Source organism: Candidatus Neomarinimicrobiota bacterium (assembly GCA_017656425.1).
Taxonomy (GTDB): Bacteria; Fidelibacterota; UBA2242; order UBA2242; family B5-G15; genus JACDNV01.
Window position 1 is genome coordinate 1 of record JACDNV010000013.1, and the last position, 18,751, is coordinate 18,751.

The 18,751-nt window shown below is 35.1% G+C and carries 15 protein-coding genes and 1 tRNA gene; 5 read left to right on the forward strand and 11 right to left on the reverse strand.

What is annotated here, in order from left to right; all coding sequences use genetic code 11:
- Positions 1-88: 88 nt before the first annotated feature.
- Genes H0Z29_09190 through H0Z29_09215 form a run of 6 tightly spaced genes read right to left on the reverse strand, consistent with a single transcriptional unit; the run spans position 89 to position 6,433 of the window.
- Positions 89-1,114 carry a sugar kinase gene (locus H0Z29_09190; GenBank protein ID MBO8131672.1) on the reverse strand — a complete coding sequence of 342 codons (1,026 nt, stop codon included), beginning with the start codon at positions 1,112-1,114 and terminating at the stop codon, positions 89-91.
- 20 nt (positions 1,115-1,134) lie between these two features.
- Positions 1,135-1,791, reverse strand: coding sequence for a bifunctional 4-hydroxy-2-oxoglutarate aldolase/2-dehydro-3-deoxy-phosphogluconate aldolase (locus H0Z29_09195; protein MBO8131673.1), 657 nt, complete (start codon positions 1,789-1,791; stop codon positions 1,135-1,137).
- A gap of 24 nt (positions 1,792-1,815) precedes the next feature.
- Positions 1,816-2,154 carry a cupin domain-containing protein gene (locus H0Z29_09200; GenBank protein ID MBO8131674.1) on the reverse strand — a complete coding sequence of 113 codons (339 nt, stop codon included), beginning with the start codon at positions 2,152-2,154 and terminating at the stop codon, positions 1,816-1,818.
- A 19-nt stretch (positions 2,155-2,173) separates the two neighbouring features.
- Positions 2,174-3,451: an MFS transporter gene (locus tag H0Z29_09205; GenBank protein ID MBO8131675.1), complete on the reverse strand. Its 1,278-nt coding sequence runs from the start codon at positions 3,449-3,451 to the stop codon at positions 2,174-2,176.
- Positions 3,445-5,646: an alginate lyase family protein gene (locus tag H0Z29_09210; protein ID MBO8131676.1), complete on the reverse strand. Its 2,202-nt coding sequence runs from the start codon at positions 5,644-5,646 to the stop codon at positions 3,445-3,447. Before H0Z29_09210 ends, H0Z29_09205 begins: the two co-directional genes overlap by 7 nt.
- 19 nt (positions 5,647-5,665) lie before the next feature.
- Positions 5,666-6,433 carry an SDR family oxidoreductase gene (locus tag H0Z29_09215; protein ID MBO8131677.1) on the reverse strand — a complete coding sequence of 256 codons (768 nt, stop codon included), beginning with the start codon at positions 6,431-6,433 and terminating at the stop codon, positions 5,666-5,668.
- A gap of 304 nt (positions 6,434-6,737) precedes the next feature.
- On the opposite strand from H0Z29_09215, the gene H0Z29_09220 reads away from it, so the two are divergent.
- Complete coding sequence (locus H0Z29_09220; GenBank protein ID MBO8131678.1) at positions 6,738-7,055, forward strand: helix-turn-helix domain-containing protein; 318 nt, start codon at positions 6,738-6,740, stop codon at positions 7,053-7,055.
- The gene (locus tag H0Z29_09225; protein ID MBO8131679.1) at positions 7,039-7,320 is read left to right on the forward strand and encodes a hypothetical protein; all 282 of its coding nucleotides are present in this window, start codon (positions 7,039-7,041) and stop codon (positions 7,318-7,320) included. Before H0Z29_09220 ends, H0Z29_09225 begins: the two co-directional genes overlap by 17 nt.
- Positions 7,321-8,007: 687 nt before the next feature.
- Here H0Z29_09225 and H0Z29_09230 read toward each other — a convergent pair.
- A tRNA-Phe gene (locus tag H0Z29_09230) sits at positions 8,008-8,083 on the reverse strand.
- 106 nt (positions 8,084-8,189) lie between these two features.
- On the opposite strand from H0Z29_09230, the gene H0Z29_09235 reads away from it, so the two are divergent.
- Entirely contained in the window at positions 8,190-9,224 is a 1,035-nt protein-coding gene (locus tag H0Z29_09235) for a hypothetical protein (GenBank protein ID MBO8131680.1), read from the forward strand.
- The gene (locus H0Z29_09240) at positions 9,221-11,629 is read left to right on the forward strand and encodes a penicillin acylase family protein (protein MBO8131681.1); all 2,409 of its coding nucleotides are present in this window, start codon (positions 9,221-9,223) and stop codon (positions 11,627-11,629) included. Before H0Z29_09235 ends, H0Z29_09240 begins: the two co-directional genes overlap by 4 nt.
- Positions 11,630-11,633: 4 nt before the next feature.
- Here the strand turns inward: H0Z29_09240 and H0Z29_09245 are convergent, their stop codons facing one another.
- Complete coding sequence (locus tag H0Z29_09245; GenBank protein MBO8131682.1) at positions 11,634-12,866, reverse strand: aminotransferase class I/II-fold pyridoxal phosphate-dependent enzyme; 1,233 nt, start codon at positions 12,864-12,866, stop codon at positions 11,634-11,636.
- Entirely contained in the window at positions 12,853-13,827 is a 975-nt protein-coding gene (locus H0Z29_09250) for an NAD-dependent epimerase/dehydratase family protein (protein MBO8131683.1), read from the reverse strand. The genes H0Z29_09245 and H0Z29_09250 overlap by 14 nt, the downstream gene beginning before the upstream one ends.
- Before the next feature lie 199 nt (positions 13,828-14,026).
- Here H0Z29_09250 and H0Z29_09255 point away from each other — a divergent pair, with 199 nt between their 5' ends.
- Positions 14,027-14,866 carry a DUF4835 family protein gene (locus H0Z29_09255; GenBank protein ID MBO8131684.1) on the forward strand — a complete coding sequence of 280 codons (840 nt, stop codon included), beginning with the start codon at positions 14,027-14,029 and terminating at the stop codon, positions 14,864-14,866.
- A gap of 8 nt (positions 14,867-14,874) precedes the next feature.
- On the opposite strand, the gene H0Z29_09260 is transcribed toward H0Z29_09255, so the two are convergent.
- Both H0Z29_09260 and H0Z29_09265 read right to left on the reverse strand, forming a co-directional pair.
- Complete coding sequence (locus H0Z29_09260; protein MBO8131685.1) at positions 14,875-15,882, reverse strand: glycosyltransferase family 2 protein; 1,008 nt, start codon at positions 15,880-15,882, stop codon at positions 14,875-14,877.
- Between the two features lie 48 nt (positions 15,883-15,930).
- Positions 15,931-18,747, reverse strand: coding sequence for a DUF2723 domain-containing protein (locus H0Z29_09265; protein ID MBO8131686.1), 2,817 nt, complete (start codon positions 18,745-18,747; stop codon positions 15,931-15,933).
- Positions 18,748-18,751: the final 4 nt, after the last annotated feature.

Here is an 18,751-nt window from a genome sequence, read left to right on the forward strand (position 1 = left end):
ACATAACTCTCTGAAGGTATTTACACAACTCAGAAACAGTAAGAAAAATATTCCTTTATCCCATTTACACAAAAATCGGGACACTCCCTCATCGCTGAACCCTACCCGAAACATCACCTTTCATTATATTCAATACTTCATCTTCATACACTAGGTTTACATCACCTGGTATTGTTTGTTTTAAAGCTGAGGCTGCTACACCAAACTCAACCGCTTCCCTTTTACTTGAAAATTTGTTCAACCCGTGTATTAATCCAGCTACAAAACTATCACCTCCACCTACTCTATCAACCAAATGCAAGTGGTATTTCTTACTCAAAATAAATTCATTACCATCATAGAATAGCGAAGACCAATAATTATCAGATGCTGATAGACTTTCCCTTAATGTTATAGCCACCATACTTGCACTTCCAACCTTTAATAACTGGGAAGCTACTGATTTATAATGTTCAACATCCAATTTTCCAGAAATTACATCAGTTTTCTCTGCTTCTATCCCAAATACATCAGCAGCATCCTCTTCATTTGCTATTATCAAATCAGTATATTTTACTATCTCTCCCATTATCTCCCTTGCTTTTTCTCTGTTCCACAACCTCTTTCGATAATTCAAATCACAACTAACAGTTAGTCCCTTCTCCTTCGCTATTTTCACTGCATCTATACTTATCTCAACTAGTGAATCACTTAACGCTGGTGTTATCCCTGATATATGAAACCATATCGCCCCTTTAAATATCTTTTCCCAATCAAAATCCTCTCTCTTTGCTTCACATATTGCAGAGTTTGCTCTGTCATATACTACCTTGGATGGTCTCACTGACGCTCCATGTTCCAGAAAATATATACCGATCCTCTTCCCCCCTCTCTTTATAAAAGATGTATCGACACCTAAACTTTTAAGATACCTACACGCAGCATCACCTAATGGATTATCTGGTAGCTTTGTAACGAATCTAACATGATTACCAAACATAGCCAGTGAAGCTGCAACATTCGCTTCACTTCCACCATAATTCACTTCCAACACATCAGCTTGTAATAGCTTCTTAAAATTTGGTGGCGACAGCCTTAACATAATCTCACCAAAAGTTATAAACACTTTTTCCATACTTTACCCCCAATACCTTTTTATGAATTCAACTCCTTTCTTGCCATTTCTACTGCTTCGGTAAAATCTTTTGCAATCGCTGTTAATGATTTCCAATCTCTGTTCTTTATATATTCTCTATTCAACAATGAAGTCCCAACACCAACAAAACTAGCTCCATTCTTAATAAATTCAGTGATATTTTCTAAATCTATACCTCCTGTTGGAGTTAATTTAATCCATGGGAATGGACCTCTTAAATCTTTAAGATACTTAGGCCCTAATCTTGAAGCAGGAAATATTTTTACTGCATCTGCTCCATTTTCCCAAGCAGTTAGAACTTCTGTTGGGGTAAATGCACCGGGAAACACAGCACAGTCGTATCTATGTGCTGTTTCTATTATTTCCTTCTTGCAAACTGGGCTTACAATAAATTTAGCTCCAGCATAAATCACTGAGCGCGCCGTCTCGGAATCCAAAACAGTCCCTGCACCTATTATAAAACCCTCGGGTATTTCATCAGATAATTTTGCAATAACATCAATTGCCTTAGGAGTAGTCATAGTTATTTCTAATGCCTTAACGCCACCTTCCATCAGAGAATTAATAATACCTGCTATATCCTCACCATCCTTTGCCCTTATGACACCTATTATCCCCTTTCCTTCAAGCGCATTTATTACTTCATATCTATCCATACAACCTACCCCAAAATTTTTATCTTATTTTTTGATAAAATCTTCTCTCATAGGTGAAAAGGTATCGATCAAAGTTCCGTCTTCCACACAAACCGCCCCATGCAACACATTCGGTGGAACTACAAATGCATCCCCCTCTTCAAGAATTTCCTTTTTATTATCTATCTCTACCTCAAATTTACCTCTTAAAACATAAGAAATTTGCTCATGAGGATGTCTATGTGGAGCTCCCACGGCCCCTTTCTTAAAATTAACCTTTACAATCATTAAATTAGATTGATATCCCAGTATTTTCCTCGAAACTCCTCCACCCAGATCCTCCCACTCTACATTCTTTTCTTTAACATGATAATCTGTTACCATTACAAGTCCCCCTCACGTTTCATTTACAAATTCCTTTTTCACATCTTGTTATTTTTCCACCAAAAACGAAAACACAGAGTATACTAACAGGAACCAAAGCAGCGCCCATAACGAAAAACCAGGTATAGGAGGTTTTTGTCAGAAAGGGAACTAGATAAGTTGTAATAATTACTCCTATAGCTGCTGTGGTACCACCTAAACCTGCTACAGTTCCAACGTTTTTCCCAACGTAAAAATCACTCGGTAATGTTTGAATATTATTAATAGATACCTGAAAACCAAACAAAGCAATCGCAATAAGAATAACAGCAATAGTTGGACTACTAGCCAACGAAGTAAGTAATAGAGAAGGTATCATTATAATACCCCCAAGGGTGATAGCGGTTTTTCTAGCGGTGTTAACTGTAAACCCCAAATGCATTATCCTTCCTGCAATCCATCCTCCTGCTATTGCTCCGGTAGCTGCACCAACATAAGGAAACCACGCGAACAATCCTATCTGTTTAATATCAAAATCAAAACGTTCTGCTAAATAAATTGGTAACCAGTTTACAAAAAGCCACCAGATAGGATCTATAAAAAACCTCGACGCCAATACAGCCCATGTCTGCTTTGTAGCAAGAAGTTCAGTTAGGGGTAGAACAATTCCATCTTCTTCGCCTTTCCCATCTATTTTTTGACCTTCAATTATATATTCTTTTTCTTCTTCAGTTATCCATGGATGGTTTTTAGGTAAAGCCTTATTTATAAAAAGCCATGGAACTATCCACAACAGGCCAATAAACCCAAGAACAAAAAATGTAGCACGCCATCCAAAAATCAAATAAAGAAAAGCAATAAATGGCGGCGCAATTATTGAACCAATCGAAGCGCCAGCATTAAATATCCCTTGAGCTAATGCACGCTCTTTTATTGGAAACCACTCAGCATTCGATTTTGTAGCCCCTGGCCAGTTGCCTGCTTCACCCAATCCTAGAATAAAACGGAATACACCAAAGCTATATATGCCACGCGCTATACCATGAAGAGCTGCAGAAATAGACCAAACCACAATTGATATCACAAAGCCCAATCTTGTACCGACCCAATCATATAGCCTTCCAGACAGGCTCTGACTCAATGCATAGGCTATAGTAAAAGATATAGCAATTCTTGAATAATCGATTTTATCAAGCCCTAGATCAATACTAATAGAAGGCCATAAAATAGATAATGCACTTCTGTGAATGTAGTTAATGACAGTTGCCAAAGCAACCAGTCCGATTATCCACCATCTCAATCCTTTAATTTTCACCATATTTTACTCCCGTTCTTTAAGACACTATAATTTCCTTTCCACTTATATACAATTCCATTAAATATCACTTCTCTTTCTCTTTCTTTATCGCCTTCCTCATTTGTAACAATTATGGTCAACTTTTCTTCGTTTTTCTTCCTAAGCTCAACTACAGTTGCTCTTTTATTATTACCAATCACTTTTACTGATTCAAAAGTAGGATAAGGATTATCTGATATTTCTTTCGCTTCACTAAAATATCCATGTCTTTCTACTATAGACGCAAATACTGTTGTATCTCCTTTTATCCTGTATATCAAACCCGGCTCTCTTCGTAAATTAAATTTTGGATCGTTGGCCCCTATTCTTACAAAATACACCTTATCTCCAGAATTCCTATAATCAGTAACGAAAGAATAGTACCGATTACCACTCAACCATGTAAACATAAAATCTTCAGCCCCCTTTGCCTCCGCTTCTTTCCATAAATGCTGATAGCCAAAATCTTTACCAAGCGGTTTTAGTACCCTTGAGTAAGATTTTAATTTCCAATTAGTATTTATAAAATAGCCATTGTAATGGAGACTATAATCATAGGTATGTTTATCCTTCGAAAACAACCTGTATATATCTACTACAAAATAATTCTCAACAGCGTTTTCGGAAATCAAAAACATTGTCCTAATCATCTTGACCCCAGGGTATTGATCCTCTGCAATCGCACTGACAACCTGAATTTCCGGATTGCTTGAATCAAAAAAATGTCTCTTTGCGTAAAATTTTTCAGCTTCTTTCCTATTAGCCCTATTCTGTGATATCATATCAACAACCACAACATTATGGGCCACCGTCTGCTTAGCATATGAACTGTTTTCAGGTAAGTACCTCCCACCGAATTTCGGTTCAATATTTATCCATCTAGCAAAGCCATAATCCGGAATCACCATTTTCATCTGATCGTACAGAATAAAATGTAATTTATCGAAATGGCCATGACCCCCACCCTGAACTCCATACTTCATTAATAACATTATTTCATCACTACCTTTATACCTTCTTAATACACCAAGACCACCCATTTCACCATTGTAACCATCTCTAAATTCTACGCTTGGTAATCTAGGATAACTCACATCTAAGCCATCTCCAAATCTCCTTGCAACTTCATATCCACATTTATTTAGTATAACACTATTCTGATATTTCTTTATACCAAGAATCAACGTATCTATACCATAACGATATGATGCAATGTCAGTAGAAATTGCCATACCAACATCCCTTATGTCCATAGTAAGTGACGCATCATTAATTGGAGGGAAGATCCCATCAGGAAATATTGTCAGGACAGCTGAATAGCAGGCCTTTCTAAGGATACTATCTCTGTATGCAAAAATTTTTAACTCAGGCCTGTTTCTTTCCAAGGCCTCAGCGAAAAAGAAAAAAGGGCGCAATGCATATCTAACATAATAAGGCCCTTCCATATAATAACCATCAGGCGAAAAAAGCAAATCAAGCTGCTTCAAAAACCCACCATTCCCATCTTTTTCTGTTCCGTATAAAGCCATTTGCACAAAATCTTCATTCCCAATAACCAAACCTGTCATACCTACTGCGGTTACTGCCCAGGTACCATGATTGTGTATTCTATTAAACTCCTCTGGATTTTCCAATGATAGCCATTCAGCCATTGGAATAAAAATATTTTCTTCAAATAACTTCCTTTCCTCAGGTTTTAAATAACTATAAATACAATCATAAGATTGAATTGAGTATGTTAACCAAACACATTCATTTAGAGCTTGATGAAAAATTTTACCCGGAGCCTGATTATAAGCATAAGGACTGGGCCCCAATTTAGGATACATTTCCGCATATTTTTCTAACATTCTCTTTATAAACTCAGCATATTCCTTATTGCCAGTAATTTGATATAAGATACCTGCCGCCCACATTTCCCTGTAGTTATCTTTGTGTCGCTCATGTTCATATCCACCAGCTTCACCAGGAGGAGGAACCTCTATAGGCCTTTTCAATACATCATCCATCTTTTTTCTTAATTCCATGTAACTTTTTCTCAACAGAGGAAATTTATCGATCTCACGTTTTATAACTTGAGATTCTTCTTTACTAAGAAAAATACACGGATGTTCTTTAGATATACCCAGGCTAACTACAAACAAAACTGCTAAAATAGCTGAGAATATTTTTTTCATGCATCCCCCAATCATAAAATTATGGCATATAGAGCCCGCCATTAACCTCCACAGACTGCCCGGTCATATAGTCTGATAACTCAGAAGCAAGAAATAGCACAACTCTTGCCACATCTAATGGTGTTCCTACCCTTCCTAATGGAATTAATGAAGGCATTTTTTCGTGTACTTCCTTAGGAGTAAACTTGTTATGAAAATCAGTGTAACCAATAAATCCTGGAGATACACAGTTAACATTAATATTATATGGTGCAAGCTCCTTAGCTAGTGATTTTGTGAAAGTCCAGATACCACCTTTTGATGATGCATATGCGGCGGCACCTTTCCCACCACCATCATGAGTTGCTTGAGATGAAAAATTAATAATTTTACCACTTTTTTGTTTCTTCATATATGGCATTACCAGATGGGACATTAAAAATGCGCTTTTCAAGTTCACATCAATGACAGTCCTAAAGTGACCCTCATCAAATTCTGCAACAGGCACCCTACCAACCAGTCCTCCCGCATTGTTAACAAGAATATCAATTGACTGACCCATTTCTAGAGCAGCGTCTATTAATTTTTGCGCCTGTTCCTTAACCGTAACATCCGCTATAACTGACTTAACATTCGCACCAGTCTCACTGGAAATTTCTTCTGCTACTTTTTTTAATCTTTCTTCATCAGTATGATTATTAATTACTACATTAGCTCCACAAGAAGCTAATATTTTCGCAGTTTCCTTACCTATTCCCTGAATACTTCCAGTAATTATCGCTGTTTTGCCTTTCAAGGTAATTTCCATTTTATCCCTCCTAAGATTAGTATTACGTATTACATATAACTTATTTAAATATATTAACTATCTGAGATTGTGTCAATGAATTTTTGTAAAAAACTGGGAAAATCCATGAACACAATGGTATAATAGAATTGTTAAATTAAGGGTAATGAGTGATGAGAGCATAGCCCGTGGACAGGCTATACACTGTGAGATTTTTGGAAAAGGAATCAAAGATAAGAAGAAAAAACATGACCTATCCCGATTAGGGATCCTACGGATAGTATCATAGCAAATAACAAGTTAAAAGACAATCCCAAGGATCCCTGTGGGAGAAAATATTGTACAGCTTCAGAAAGGAAATGGTTTTCTCAGAGGGTTCCTATGGAAAAAATATTATGAAATCAAGTCATACAGAAAAACAGCCTGTGAGTTTGGTGTAAATGTAAAAGCGGTTCTGAAATGGTTGAAAAGATATCAATGCATGGGACTTACTGGTTTAAGAATTTTACCTCGAAGTCCTAAACTTGCCAGGAATAAACTCTCACAAGAAAAGACTGATTTGATAGTAAAGTTAAGAAAGATAATCCGTAGGGTCCCTAATCGGGACAGGACTTGGAGCAAGAAGATTGAAAAAGGAGTTTAACCTTCGAAAAGAAAAAGAGAGATTAAAACTGTTTGAGGTGATACAGATGGATGTAAAATATCTTGATGATATACCAGAGTTTTTTAAATACTACTGCAAATACAGACTACCAAGATATCAAATCACAGCAAGGGATGTACGCTCTGGAACACTCTTTTATTTCTATACATATGAGAAAAGTGTAACATCGACAATAATCTCTGTGAAATTATTGTTTGAGCATCTCCCGATTAGGGATCCTACGGATATCCAAGCATGGAATTGATCCAGAAAAAATAACAATTCAAGTTGATAACGGCTCTGAGTTTAGTGGGATAAGAATACATCACAACAGAGGATTTAAAAAATATGTCGAAAAGAATTGGAATGCTAAGGTGAAATATATACCTCTCCCGATTAGGGATCCTACGGACACATTACCCCAATGCTAATGCCGATATAGAATCTTCTCACAGATTAATCGAAGACGAATTCTACTGCATAGAATCATTCAGCTCAGTAAAAGATTTCCTTGTTAAAGCTTCATCCTACCAATTCTATTTCAATTTCCTGAGAGAAAACTCATATAAAAAATTCAAAACCCCGGTAAATATCCTGAAAGATTATAAAATATCCCCGAGTATAGCATTCATGCCTCCTCTCCCGAATAGGGATTCTACGAATAATAGTCGATAAATTACTCGGCAAAAATCCATTAACCTTTCCGCTTAACCTTAACTATGGCCTGTACCACCATGTACCTGAACCTCCCGATATCCCAGCGTATAATTGCACAAATCAATATTACTAAATATGATAGTAATAATTTATGCAATTAGTATGGACAAATTACTTCAACTTATTGATTATCTATTTATTTACCTCATCGGTAAGAGACGGAATCCTTTAAACGCATCTATATGAAAGTCAGCCACAAATGTTCTTTTCAGGATAATAAATATTTAATGGATTTTGGTGGCGGGGGACGGAATCGAACCGCCGACACAGGGATTTTCAGTCCCCTGCTCTACCGACTGAGCTACCCCGCCTGACCAGCTCATCTTAAAATAAGCATCGAAATTTATCACAATGAGCAAAAATTTGAAATAAAAATTTTTCAATATTATCTTATCGAACACTTTTTTAAATTTAATTGTGTTTAATCAGCATAAAGATGACAAAGAAAATAGGGAAAAAATTCCGAAAATAAATTTTAAAATTATTGATAAGACAGTAGCTGTAAAGTCCATTAGAAATACGGACTATTTATTACCACTATTACAATTAATAATTTTATCTGGTAATATCCTTGGGTACACCAACATAAACTATCTTGGATGCGCACTAACTCTATTTGGAATCTGGAACCTAATAAAATTAATCAACAATGATAAAATATTATTCTATAGCTTGCTACCTAAAAAAAGTGTGAAAGTACCTGTAACTATCAAAATAAAAAATGACGATGAAAGTATAAATAGGAAAACTTTAGTGTATATATTAAATCATCTGAAAAAATCCGAACTGATCCATAATAAAGCTTCCAAAATATTCCATCAAAAATCCTTTATTCACATAACCATAAACTTTATACTCGTAGTCTTTATTTTCCTTAAAATTCACTTTAAAAATCAGGATATATATGGCATACTATTGAGTTTTTTCCTTGTTTACAACGTATTCTCCTTAACAGTATCCCTTGTATATATCAAAAACCTCAGTTACAATGCTGATTCATCATTAAAGAAATTCAAATCAGAGCTGATAAGGGAAGCTGAAAACATTGAAAATGGGACAATAAACATCCTGATAATTGAAAATGTAAGCTTGCAACCTTATGAGCTTCTGGATGCTATAATGGAAATTGATGAAATACGAATTAATAAAAGAGAAACAGTTTTTTTATCTATTCACCAAACTCAATCTGAAAATTTTATACTCATCCCAAATGAAGGTTATCTTTTCAATATTAGATATGATAAGCGTATTTTGGATATTTTTAAAAATGAAATAGAATTAATAGGCTCAAGTTATGAAATAATGGATAGGGAAAGATTAACATTCAATAACTATTACCTTTTAAAAAAGGGTTATACATGCTTCTCAATTTTCATACCATTTAAAAACTTCGAATCAACTGCCAGAATGATAATTAGTTGCACAAACAAAATAAAAAAGACAGTGGAATGAAGAAGAAAATATTAATAATCTCAGCACTAACTATCTCAATAACAATAATAATTCTGGTTATCTACGCTATTAGCTATTTCAATTACAAAGAGTACAATAGTTCTATTGTAGACACTGGTAAATTATACGAACCAGTAGAAGTATTCGTCGATAGCTTTGGCGTCCCGCATATTTTCGCAAACAATAACCATGACTTGTTCTTCGTTCTCGGTTGGCTACATGCAAAAGATAGACTGTTTCAGATTGACATGAATATTCGTGCTTCACTTGGTAGATTATCTGAAGCATTCGGCAAGAAAACATTAGATATTGATAAGTTTTCACGCATCATTGGTTTCTATCGGATTGGTAGAAAAATATATAGGGACCTCGACGACGAATCCAGAGCGGTATTAGATGCCTATGTCGATGGTGTAAATACTTTTATAGAACAAGCAGGGGATAACCTGCCCATAGAATTTAAAATCCTTCGATATAAACCGATAAAATTACACCCGGAGTTTTGTCTTGCCTATCTAAGAACAATAGGATGGACACTTTCTCCATCATGGAGTATTGAACCATCTTTATTTATTCTATCAAAATTTTATAGCCGCGATAGAATAGAGGACTTATTAAACTTATACAGTGATAAGTGGCCTATTACAATAACAAACCCTGAAACAGATAAAAAACTTACAGAGGGCATTAAAAATTTTCTCGAATATTCGGATAATTTCAGGAAAACAATAAAAATAGGAGGCGTAACCTCAGGAAGTAATAACTGGGCAGTCAGCGGTAAAAAGACCGTTGATGGCTACCCAATCTTATGTAATGATCCTCATTTAGGATATTCTCAACCTTCAATATGGTATGAGGTACATCTGGTTTCTCCAGATTTTGATGTTTATGGAGTTTCATTTCCAGGGTTACCCGGTATCGTAATAGGTAGAAATCGCTTCATCGCATGGGGTTTAACAAACATGATGCTCGATGATGTAGATTTTTACAGGGAAAAGCTTGGCCCTGATGGGAACTATTATTTACATAACGGGAATTGGCATAGAATTACAACAATAAGAGAAATAATCCCTGTTAGAGGTAGAAAGAGTGATCAAATTGAAATTAAACTCACTATTCACGGTCCCATAATAAATGATATAAATGAAGCTTTAGAAGAAACAAAAGAAGCTCTATCAATCAAATGGACAGGGTTTGATATATCAAACGAAATAAAAGCAATGCTTCAGATAAACAGGGCAAAAAATTTTAAAGAATTTGTAAGCGGAGCATCTCTTTTTAAAATACCTGGACAGAACGCTGCTTACGCAGATATTTATGGAAATATAGCTCTTGTCCCAATGGGAGGTATTCCCAGAAGAAATCCTGGCAACTATATACTTCCAGTTCCAGGTAATGACCCATATTACGACTGGGATAACTATATTCCCTTTGAAGAGATACCTTATGAATTTAATCCACCATCTAATTTTGTTGCATCTGCGAATGCAAAAATATTTGATGATAGATTCAAATATTATATATCAGCACATTACGAACCTCCTTACAGACTTATGAGAATAAGGCAGTTTCTTTCAGATAGCAGAAAGTTCAATATTGATGATATGAAGAAGTTACAGCTTGATGTAAAATCACTCTTTGCACAGGACTTCCTAGATATATTCTTTAGTATGGTTAAAGAAGAAGACATCAATGAAAATTACCTGCAACCCTATAAAATGTTAAAAAACTGGGATTATCTAGAAAAAACTAACTCTATCGAGGCTACAATATTCAATTTTTTTCTCATAAAAATTATTGAGAATATTTATAAGGATGAAATGGATCTTGCAGGCGAGAAAATATTCGATAAGTTTTTATCATATACAAATTTCAGTATAAGAAATTCATACCTGCTGATAAAAAAGGGCAATTCAAAATGGTTCGATGATATAAATACAAAGGGAAAGATAGAAACAGCTCAGGATATCCTTATAAAATCATTTGAAGAAGCAGTGGACTGCTTAAGAAACAATTACGGAAAATCCATCGACCAGTGGGCATGGGGAAATATCCACCGGCTAAGATTAACGCATCCAATCGGTGAAAATTGGTTCCTGAACTGGCTATTTAAACTAAATATTGGCAATTTTCCTGCTCCAGGGTCACAAAATACCGTCAACTGTGGAGCTTATGAAATACAAAATCCTCAGACAGATAGCATCGGTCCTTCCGTCCGATTCATATTCCCCTTCGATGATGTAGAAACAGTCTACTCTGTAATCCCTGGTGGACAAAGTGGCAATCCAAAAAGTAACAATTACGCTGACCAGATTGAGTTATATCTTACTGGAAAATATAAGAAGGAAACAATCGATAAATTAACAATAATAAGAAAATGTAAAAACTCTATGCTTTTCCGATAGATTTTTAGCTTACTTTTGCCTTATATCGCCTTAATACATCAAGCACATAGTCTATATCAGTCATTGTGTGTTCACAGGATATCTGGAATCTAATTTCTTCATCACCTTTAGGAACCACAGGGTAATTTAACCCGGTTACCAGTATCCCATTCTCAAACAGGAAATTAACGAGTTCTTTTGTTTTTTCCGTATCTCTTATCATTACAGGAACTATCGGATGATCACTTTCTATTATTTCATAGCCTATCTTTTTCAATCCATTTTCAAATCTCTTTGTCAACGTCCTTAATCTTTCCAGCAATCTTATCCCCTCATCTGAATCGATTATATCAATAGCTTTTATTGCTGCCGCCGCTTCTGAAGATGTAATTGGATTCGAATAAATATAAAAAGGTGACTTTTCTCTCAGGTATTCAACCAGCACAGATGATCCAACCAAATACCCTCCATTTACACCAAAGGCTTTGCCAAGGGTACCAATAAGAATATCTACCTTTGTACCTGTATACTCCTCAGTACCCCTGCCCGTTTTACCAAAAACTCCTACCCCGTGGGAATCATCAACTACCACTATAATATTCCCAGAAAATTTGTCATCATACTCAATCGCCAAATTCATTATAACATCTAATGGTGCGTAATCACCACGCATACTGAAAATGCCATCTGTAATTACAATAACCCTACTACACTTTCCGAGCGAACTTTTAATATGATTTTCCAGCTCTTCCATATCAAGGTGTTTATAAATCAACTTCTCCCTGGGACGTGACAATTTAATTGCGTTGATTATACAATTATGGTTTAGCTCATCACTTATCACAATCGTATCAGAAGTTATTATTGGACTTAATATACCCATAACTGTGGAATACGCTGAGCTAAAGATTATACAGTCATCTCTTTTGTGAAATCTGGCAAGTCTTTTTTCAAGTTTTTTATGATGGATGTATGTTCCACTTATAAATCTAACAGCACCCGGTCCTACCCCAAAATTTTCGGCTACTTCTTTTTCCTCCTCAATTAGCTCATCCCTTAAGCTCATTCCAAGATACGAGTTTGAATTCATTCTAATAAATTCTTTTTTATCATTATTCTGTATATAATATCTTGCTCCCTTATCAACATATCCTTTTTTTATACCAACTACAACTTTCTCATCTCTCTTTGCCCTACCAGAAGATTTTAGTTCATTCAATTCACACTCCAATGCTTTTAAAAACCTATCTAGGGACATTGCTTCCCTCCATTTTTAATTTCTTGCTAATTTTCTCGAGCATATCGTCAGTCATAGCGTCAAGATCATAACGAGGTTTCCAGCCCCATTCTTCTCTCGCGGCGGTATCATCAATAGAATCTGGCCATGAATCCGCTATATTCTGCCTTTGCTTATCTACCTTATACGTAACCTCAAACTCATTAATTTTTCTCTTAATGGAATTAGCTATATCTTCAGGTGTTACACTCATTGCAGCTATGTTATAGGCATTTCTATTAACTAATTTATCTGAATCTGCCTCCATTAGCTCTATTATCGCTCTTATTGCATCAGGCATATACATCACATCCAATCTTGTATTCCTACGTAAATAACAGCGGTATTTACCATCTCTTATGGCAGCATAATACATAAATACACCATAGTCAGTGGTACCACCTCCCGGTAAAGTTTTATAGGATATTAAACCGGGGAACCTTAAACCCCTCGTATCCACATTGTGTTTGTTAAAATAGTAATCGCACAACAGTTCTCCTGTAAGTTTAGTAATCCCATATACTGTTATGGGTCGCTGGATCGTAATCTGCGGAGTATTTACTTTTGGAGTGTGAGGACCAAACACACCTATACTGCTGGGGAAAAATACAGCACATTTCTTTTCTCTTGCTATCTCAAGTATGTTGTATAATCCATTAATATTTATTTTCCATGCTAATTGTGGATTTTTCTCCGCAACCGCCGATAATATCGCAGCGAGATGAAAAATGATCTCTACATCGTAATCAAAAACTACCTTTCTGAGTTTAAAAAAATCCAGCACATCAACAGTATTATAATTCATACTACCAATTTCTGAACATTCAACTTCACTTTTTACATCAACACCAATCACATTATCAATACCATACCTATTGACCAGTGCTTGATATAACTCCGACCCAATTTGACCTAACACACCCGTCACCAACAATTTTCCCATTTCACATCTCCTTACAATAAATATAAAAATTTCATATATAAAATAATCGGCATTAAAAGTAAATAATTTTAATAATAATAGGCAAATAATTAAATTATTACTAACACATAAATCAGTGGAAATTGAACTAGCATAAAATCTTACTATTGAAATTTCTTTAAAAAATGTTATATTTTGCTAAGAACGTATGAGGTATTAGATGAAAATCATTAAATCTGTCTTAGCAATGCCATTTTTAACATTATTACTTTTCGCTCAATTTGTGGATGTACAGGTAGAGATAACTTCAGACAAATTACCTGAGCGAGAAAGAGCGGATCTTTTAGTCTTAGAACAGCAGCTTCCCTCTTACTTTGAAGACTACGACTGGATCGAAAACAACTTTGGTATAGAGATCCCTTTGAGGATTAAAATTTATCCACAATCGGTTAACAATAGCGGATTCCAGAGATCTTTTTCAGGACAGTTCTACATTTACAATGAATATGGTGATACAAGATTTCTGGAAAAGAATTTCTTTTTCGTCTACAACACAAATCAACCATTAATACATTTAGAAATGACTGATCCACTAACAAGTCCCTTTGACTTTTATGCATATCTATTTATAGCCTGTGAAATGGATACATACGATCCGCTGGGCGGTAATCCATACTTTGAAAAAGCCCGGGAAATTGCATCACGAGCATTAATCTCAGAGTGGCCTCAAGGATGGCAAGATAGAATCAAAAGACTGGATGAGGTAAGGAATTTAAGAGACTACAGGATGTTTAAATATTATTACTGGCAAATTGTGGATCTTATCGACCAGGGCGAAGTTGAACAAGTTCCCGAGATAATAAATAAATGCCTATCTTCTCTAAAAAAAGTTTTTGAAGTTAATGAACGAGAAATATATACCCACAGGTTTCTTGATGCACACGCAAGAGAATTTATTACCTTTCTAAAAAAATATGGAAATGAACAGCAGATAAAAACACTCTTAGAACTTGACCCTGATAACAAAGAAATTTATAATGCTATATTAGAGGGGAAATAAAGGTTAGTCTATAATAACTGAGAATATTTCTTTTTACCCAGTAGATAATACATAATAGAAACAGGGAATTTTAACATTCTCTTCATTACAACTCTGTCTTTCACCTGCCTTATAAGTCGCACCCTTTTCCTGCCTTTAGTAATGCTTAATGGATGTGTTATAATCCAAAAGTGTGCATTAATTATTGCTATAAATCTTTTTATATCCAAAGAAAAGATGGAAAAGACCAGCGATAAAAAATCAAGAAATAATCTTATTGGATACAGATAAATAATAGTAAAAAATCCATAATTTAAAATAATTGTTAAAAGGCTATTGCGATGATTCAGGTATTTTTTTAGATAAGTTTCTTTATCAAGAGTATAACCAGACCTATGATAAATGACAGCTTCTGGAACAATTCGTATCTCATATCCCATCAGATGCATTCTCCATTGCAGGTCAATCTCTTCCATATGAGCAAAAAAGGTTTCATTAAAATATCCGGCTTTTTCTATAACTTCTTTTCTAGCTAACATACAGGTGCCGGATGCCCAGAATATACTATCATGTAAATCATCATATTGGCCATAATCATACTCAATAGATTCAAATAGTCTGCCTCTTGCGAAAGGGAAACCAAAGATGTCAATTTCTCCACCACATGCACCGGAATAATCAAATTTTTCTTTTTCATAGAATGATAGAATTTTCGGTTGAACAGCTGCTACCTCTCTGTTCTTTTCAATTACTGTTAGCATTTTTTCTATAAATCCCGATTCATGTATAGTGTCATTATTTAAAATGAGTATATAATCAGCACACGCTTCCATTATACCGGCGTTACATCCTCCCGCAAATCCTCTATTTTCATTTAGTCTTACAATTTTAACAAACGGGAATTTATCTTTTATGAATTCTATACTGCCATCTGAAGAAGCATTATCAACAACAATTATTTCTAGAGGAGCTTTTGTTGACTTAATGAGTGAGTTTATACAATCGAAAATTATCTCTTTACCATTATGATGAGGAATTACAACGGATACTTTTACATTATTATTCAATTTACCCTTTTTGTATAATTACTGTACTAAGGTATCCTTTTGCGCTGATTTCATCATTGAATCGAATTTGTCTCTCATCTTTCGAGCGGTATCATCTTCAGGATGTAACCGTAGCCACTGATTAAGTATAGCTACAGCGTCCTTGTATCTACCTGCTATTTCATATGACTTTACAAGAAGCCCGATAACATCTGGATTAGATGGGTTTTGCGCTATTAATCTCTCCAGGATATCAATCGCATTATCATGATCATTTAATTGATACAAATATATTGAAGCGTATTTTATCAAATCATTAGCAGTTACATTCTTTCTGTTCCTTAAATTTTCCAATCTTCGGTATAGCTCATCAGGTCTCCCACATTCACTGTATAAAATACCAAGCTGAATATATACTTCCTTATTTGTTATTGGTATAATCTCCTCTGGCATTTTTGCCTGCATGGAATCGAGAACTGTAACAACTGAATCCCTTTTACCCTGATAATAATACTCAAGTGCTAGCTGGAAAAAGCAGGATCTATAATTACCTAACAGTCGAATTACATCGTCATTGTAATAAACAGTTGGATCATCAAGATTTCTATATTTATAAACGTGAAATAGATTATGTTTTGTTCTTTGTATGTCTATTCTTTCTTTTACTTTATAAGGATAAACTCTGAATGCTAAACCCTCAAGTTTCATGTAATCATCAAGACCAAGCTTATTCTCTGGACTCACCGTTATAGCAAAATATATTGGCTTCTTCCATTTATTAGCCTCAAGTATTTGTAGTATCATGATATCTTGCACACGTAGAGCTCTGCCCAAAATAGTTGGCTTTAGCTCCCATTCAATTGGCGGCAAGTCATTACCTGGTGGGGGAGATATTTTGACTTTACGTGCTTTCCAAGGTATTACTGTTAATTTTTCTATATCTTCGTCAGTTAGATTACCTATTGGGACTTTTGGCTCCATATCACGAAGCTGTTTTATGTACCAGTGGGTATTCAATAAACTAAGATTTACAATTCTTACATCCTTTCGTATCTTTTCTACCTCCTGTAAATACCAGAGAGGAAATGTATCATTATCTCCATTCGTAAAAATTATTGCATTAGGAGAACAGGTCTGTAATATGTTGTATGAATAATCCCACGGAATATAATTTCCCGATCTGTCGTGAGTATGATAGTTTGCTCTTAAAACATTTATCGGTAGTACAAGAATGAGTACAACAGTTGTTACATATACAAGTGCCTTTTTCAGCTTTTCTTTTTTAACTGCCTCGGCTATTTGAGAGATGATAGCAGTTGCACCTACACCTATCCAGATAGAGAATGCAAAGAACGATCCTGTGTATGAATAATCCCTCTCTCTCGGTTGTGGATCTTCTTGATTAAGGTATAATACTATCATTAATCCTGTAAATAGAAATAACGCAAGCACGGCTAAAGCTTTCTGTTTATCTTTTTGGAAATGTGTTAAAAGCCCGTATAATCCGATCAAAAATGGAAATGGCAGGATAAATTGAAATGGGTCGACTCCTGATTTGTATCTACCAATGAATTGCCAGTTAAAATACCTAATATACATTTTATTAATCTGATATTTCCAGAAAAAGTCCCATCCACTCTTATAAAAACGTTTTGTTTCAGCTGTCCATCTTCTTCTATCGAAGATATCTGTGAAACTTCTTTGACCATATTGCTCTCTTTTTAAATATGCAACAGCCTGTTTTGTAGTCTCGGGGTCATTTTCATCTATAGCAGGGTCTTTTGCACTTCTTATAAATATAGTTGCATATGTTGAGTATCCCACAACAATCAAAACCATGGATACAAGAGCAAGTGATATCAGATTTGTCTTTCTTCTTGCCACACTACTTGCCGCCGCAATAAATAGCAAAGATACAAGAACCACAACAGTTGCAAGACCAAATCTGTTTGCTATTTCTGGTAACCCCTGTATTATACCAGCATTGATTACAAGAAATATAATAGATGCAATGTAACCCATCAGGACATTTCTGGCATGTTCAACAACCCTTTCTGATCTACTCTTCTTATATAAATACCAGTATAGTAAGGTAAAGGAGGCAAGTGTTAAAATTGCCTGGATAGAAAAAGGTCCACCGAACAGTCTGAATAAAAGAAATAGTAAGCCAGCAACCATTACTCCTATTATTATATCAACTACAAGCCAGCCTACAGTGGAAATCTTGTATCGTTTAAAATAAACTATTAACGCAACAAAAAATATTGTTAAAAGATTGAGTAAATGAACTCCAATTGCAAGACCAATTAAATAAGCAATAAGTAATAAGTACTTTTCATGCCCTGGATTTTCAGACTTTTCCTCCCATACAAGAATCAACCAGACAACTAGCGAAGTAAAGAATAAACTCATTGCATATACTTCAGCCTCTACAGAATTAAACCAATGACTATCAGTGAAAGCAAAGGTTAATGCACCGATAAATGCCCCGGTATAAACAGCAACTTTATGTTCCAGTTTTTTTGGGTCTCCCCATGATTTTAAAAACTTCAATATTATAAGAAATAACATCATATTTGTAAGTGCAGAGACAAGGCAAGAGATGAAATTGACTCTTACTGCAATAGACGAATGTGTGGGAAGCAATGATGCAATTCTACCAATCAGTATAAATAGGGGGCTACCAGGTGGATGAGGTACTCCAAGAATATAAGATGTTGCAATAAATTCACCACAATCCCAGAAAGGAACAGTTGGCTGAACGGTATCAATATAGACAATGAAACTCACTAAAAATATCGCTAATGCCAGCAAAATCTTCGGTCGGTTCTTTTTAAAATAATCTGTGACCACCATATGC

What these genes read in the sequence shown, in the direction of transcription:
- H0Z29_09190 (MBO8131672.1), bottom strand. Translation starts at nt 1,114, where the DNA reads ATGGAAAAAGTGTTTATAACTTTTGGTGAGATTATGTTAAGGCTGTCG.
- H0Z29_09195 (MBO8131673.1), bottom strand. Translation starts at nt 1,791, where the DNA reads ATGGATAGATATGAAGTAATAAATGCGCTTGAAGGAAAGGGGATAATA.
- H0Z29_09205 (MBO8131675.1), bottom strand. Translation starts at nt 3,451, where the DNA reads ATGGTGAAAATTAAAGGATTGAGATGGTGGATAATCGGACTGGTTGCT.
- H0Z29_09250 (MBO8131683.1), bottom strand. Translation starts at nt 13,827, where the DNA reads ATGGGAAAATTGTTGGTGACGGGTGTGTTAGGTCAAATTGGGTCGGAG.
- H0Z29_09265 (MBO8131686.1), bottom strand. Translation starts at nt 18,747, where the DNA reads ATGGTGGTCACAGATTATTTTAAAAAGAACCGACCGAAGATTTTGCTG.
- H0Z29_09210 (MBO8131676.1), bottom strand. Translation starts at nt 5,646, where the DNA reads ATGAAAAAAATATTCTCAGCTATTTTAGCAGTTTTGTTTGTAGTTAGC.
- H0Z29_09240 (MBO8131681.1), top strand. Translation starts at nt 9,221, where the DNA reads ATGAAGAAGAAAATATTAATAATCTCAGCACTAACTATCTCAATAACA.
- H0Z29_09255 (MBO8131684.1), top strand. Translation starts at nt 14,027, where the DNA reads ATGAAAATCATTAAATCTGTCTTAGCAATGCCATTTTTAACATTATTA.
- H0Z29_09245 (MBO8131682.1), bottom strand. Translation starts at nt 12,866, where the DNA reads ATGTCCCTAGATAGGTTTTTAAAAGCATTGGAGTGTGAATTGAATGAA.
- H0Z29_09200 (MBO8131674.1), bottom strand. Translation starts at nt 2,154, where the DNA reads ATGGTAACAGATTATCATGTTAAAGAAAAGAATGTAGAGTGGGAGGAT.
- H0Z29_09215 (MBO8131677.1), bottom strand. Translation starts at nt 6,433, where the DNA reads ATGGAAATTACCTTGAAAGGCAAAACAGCGATAATTACTGGAAGTATT.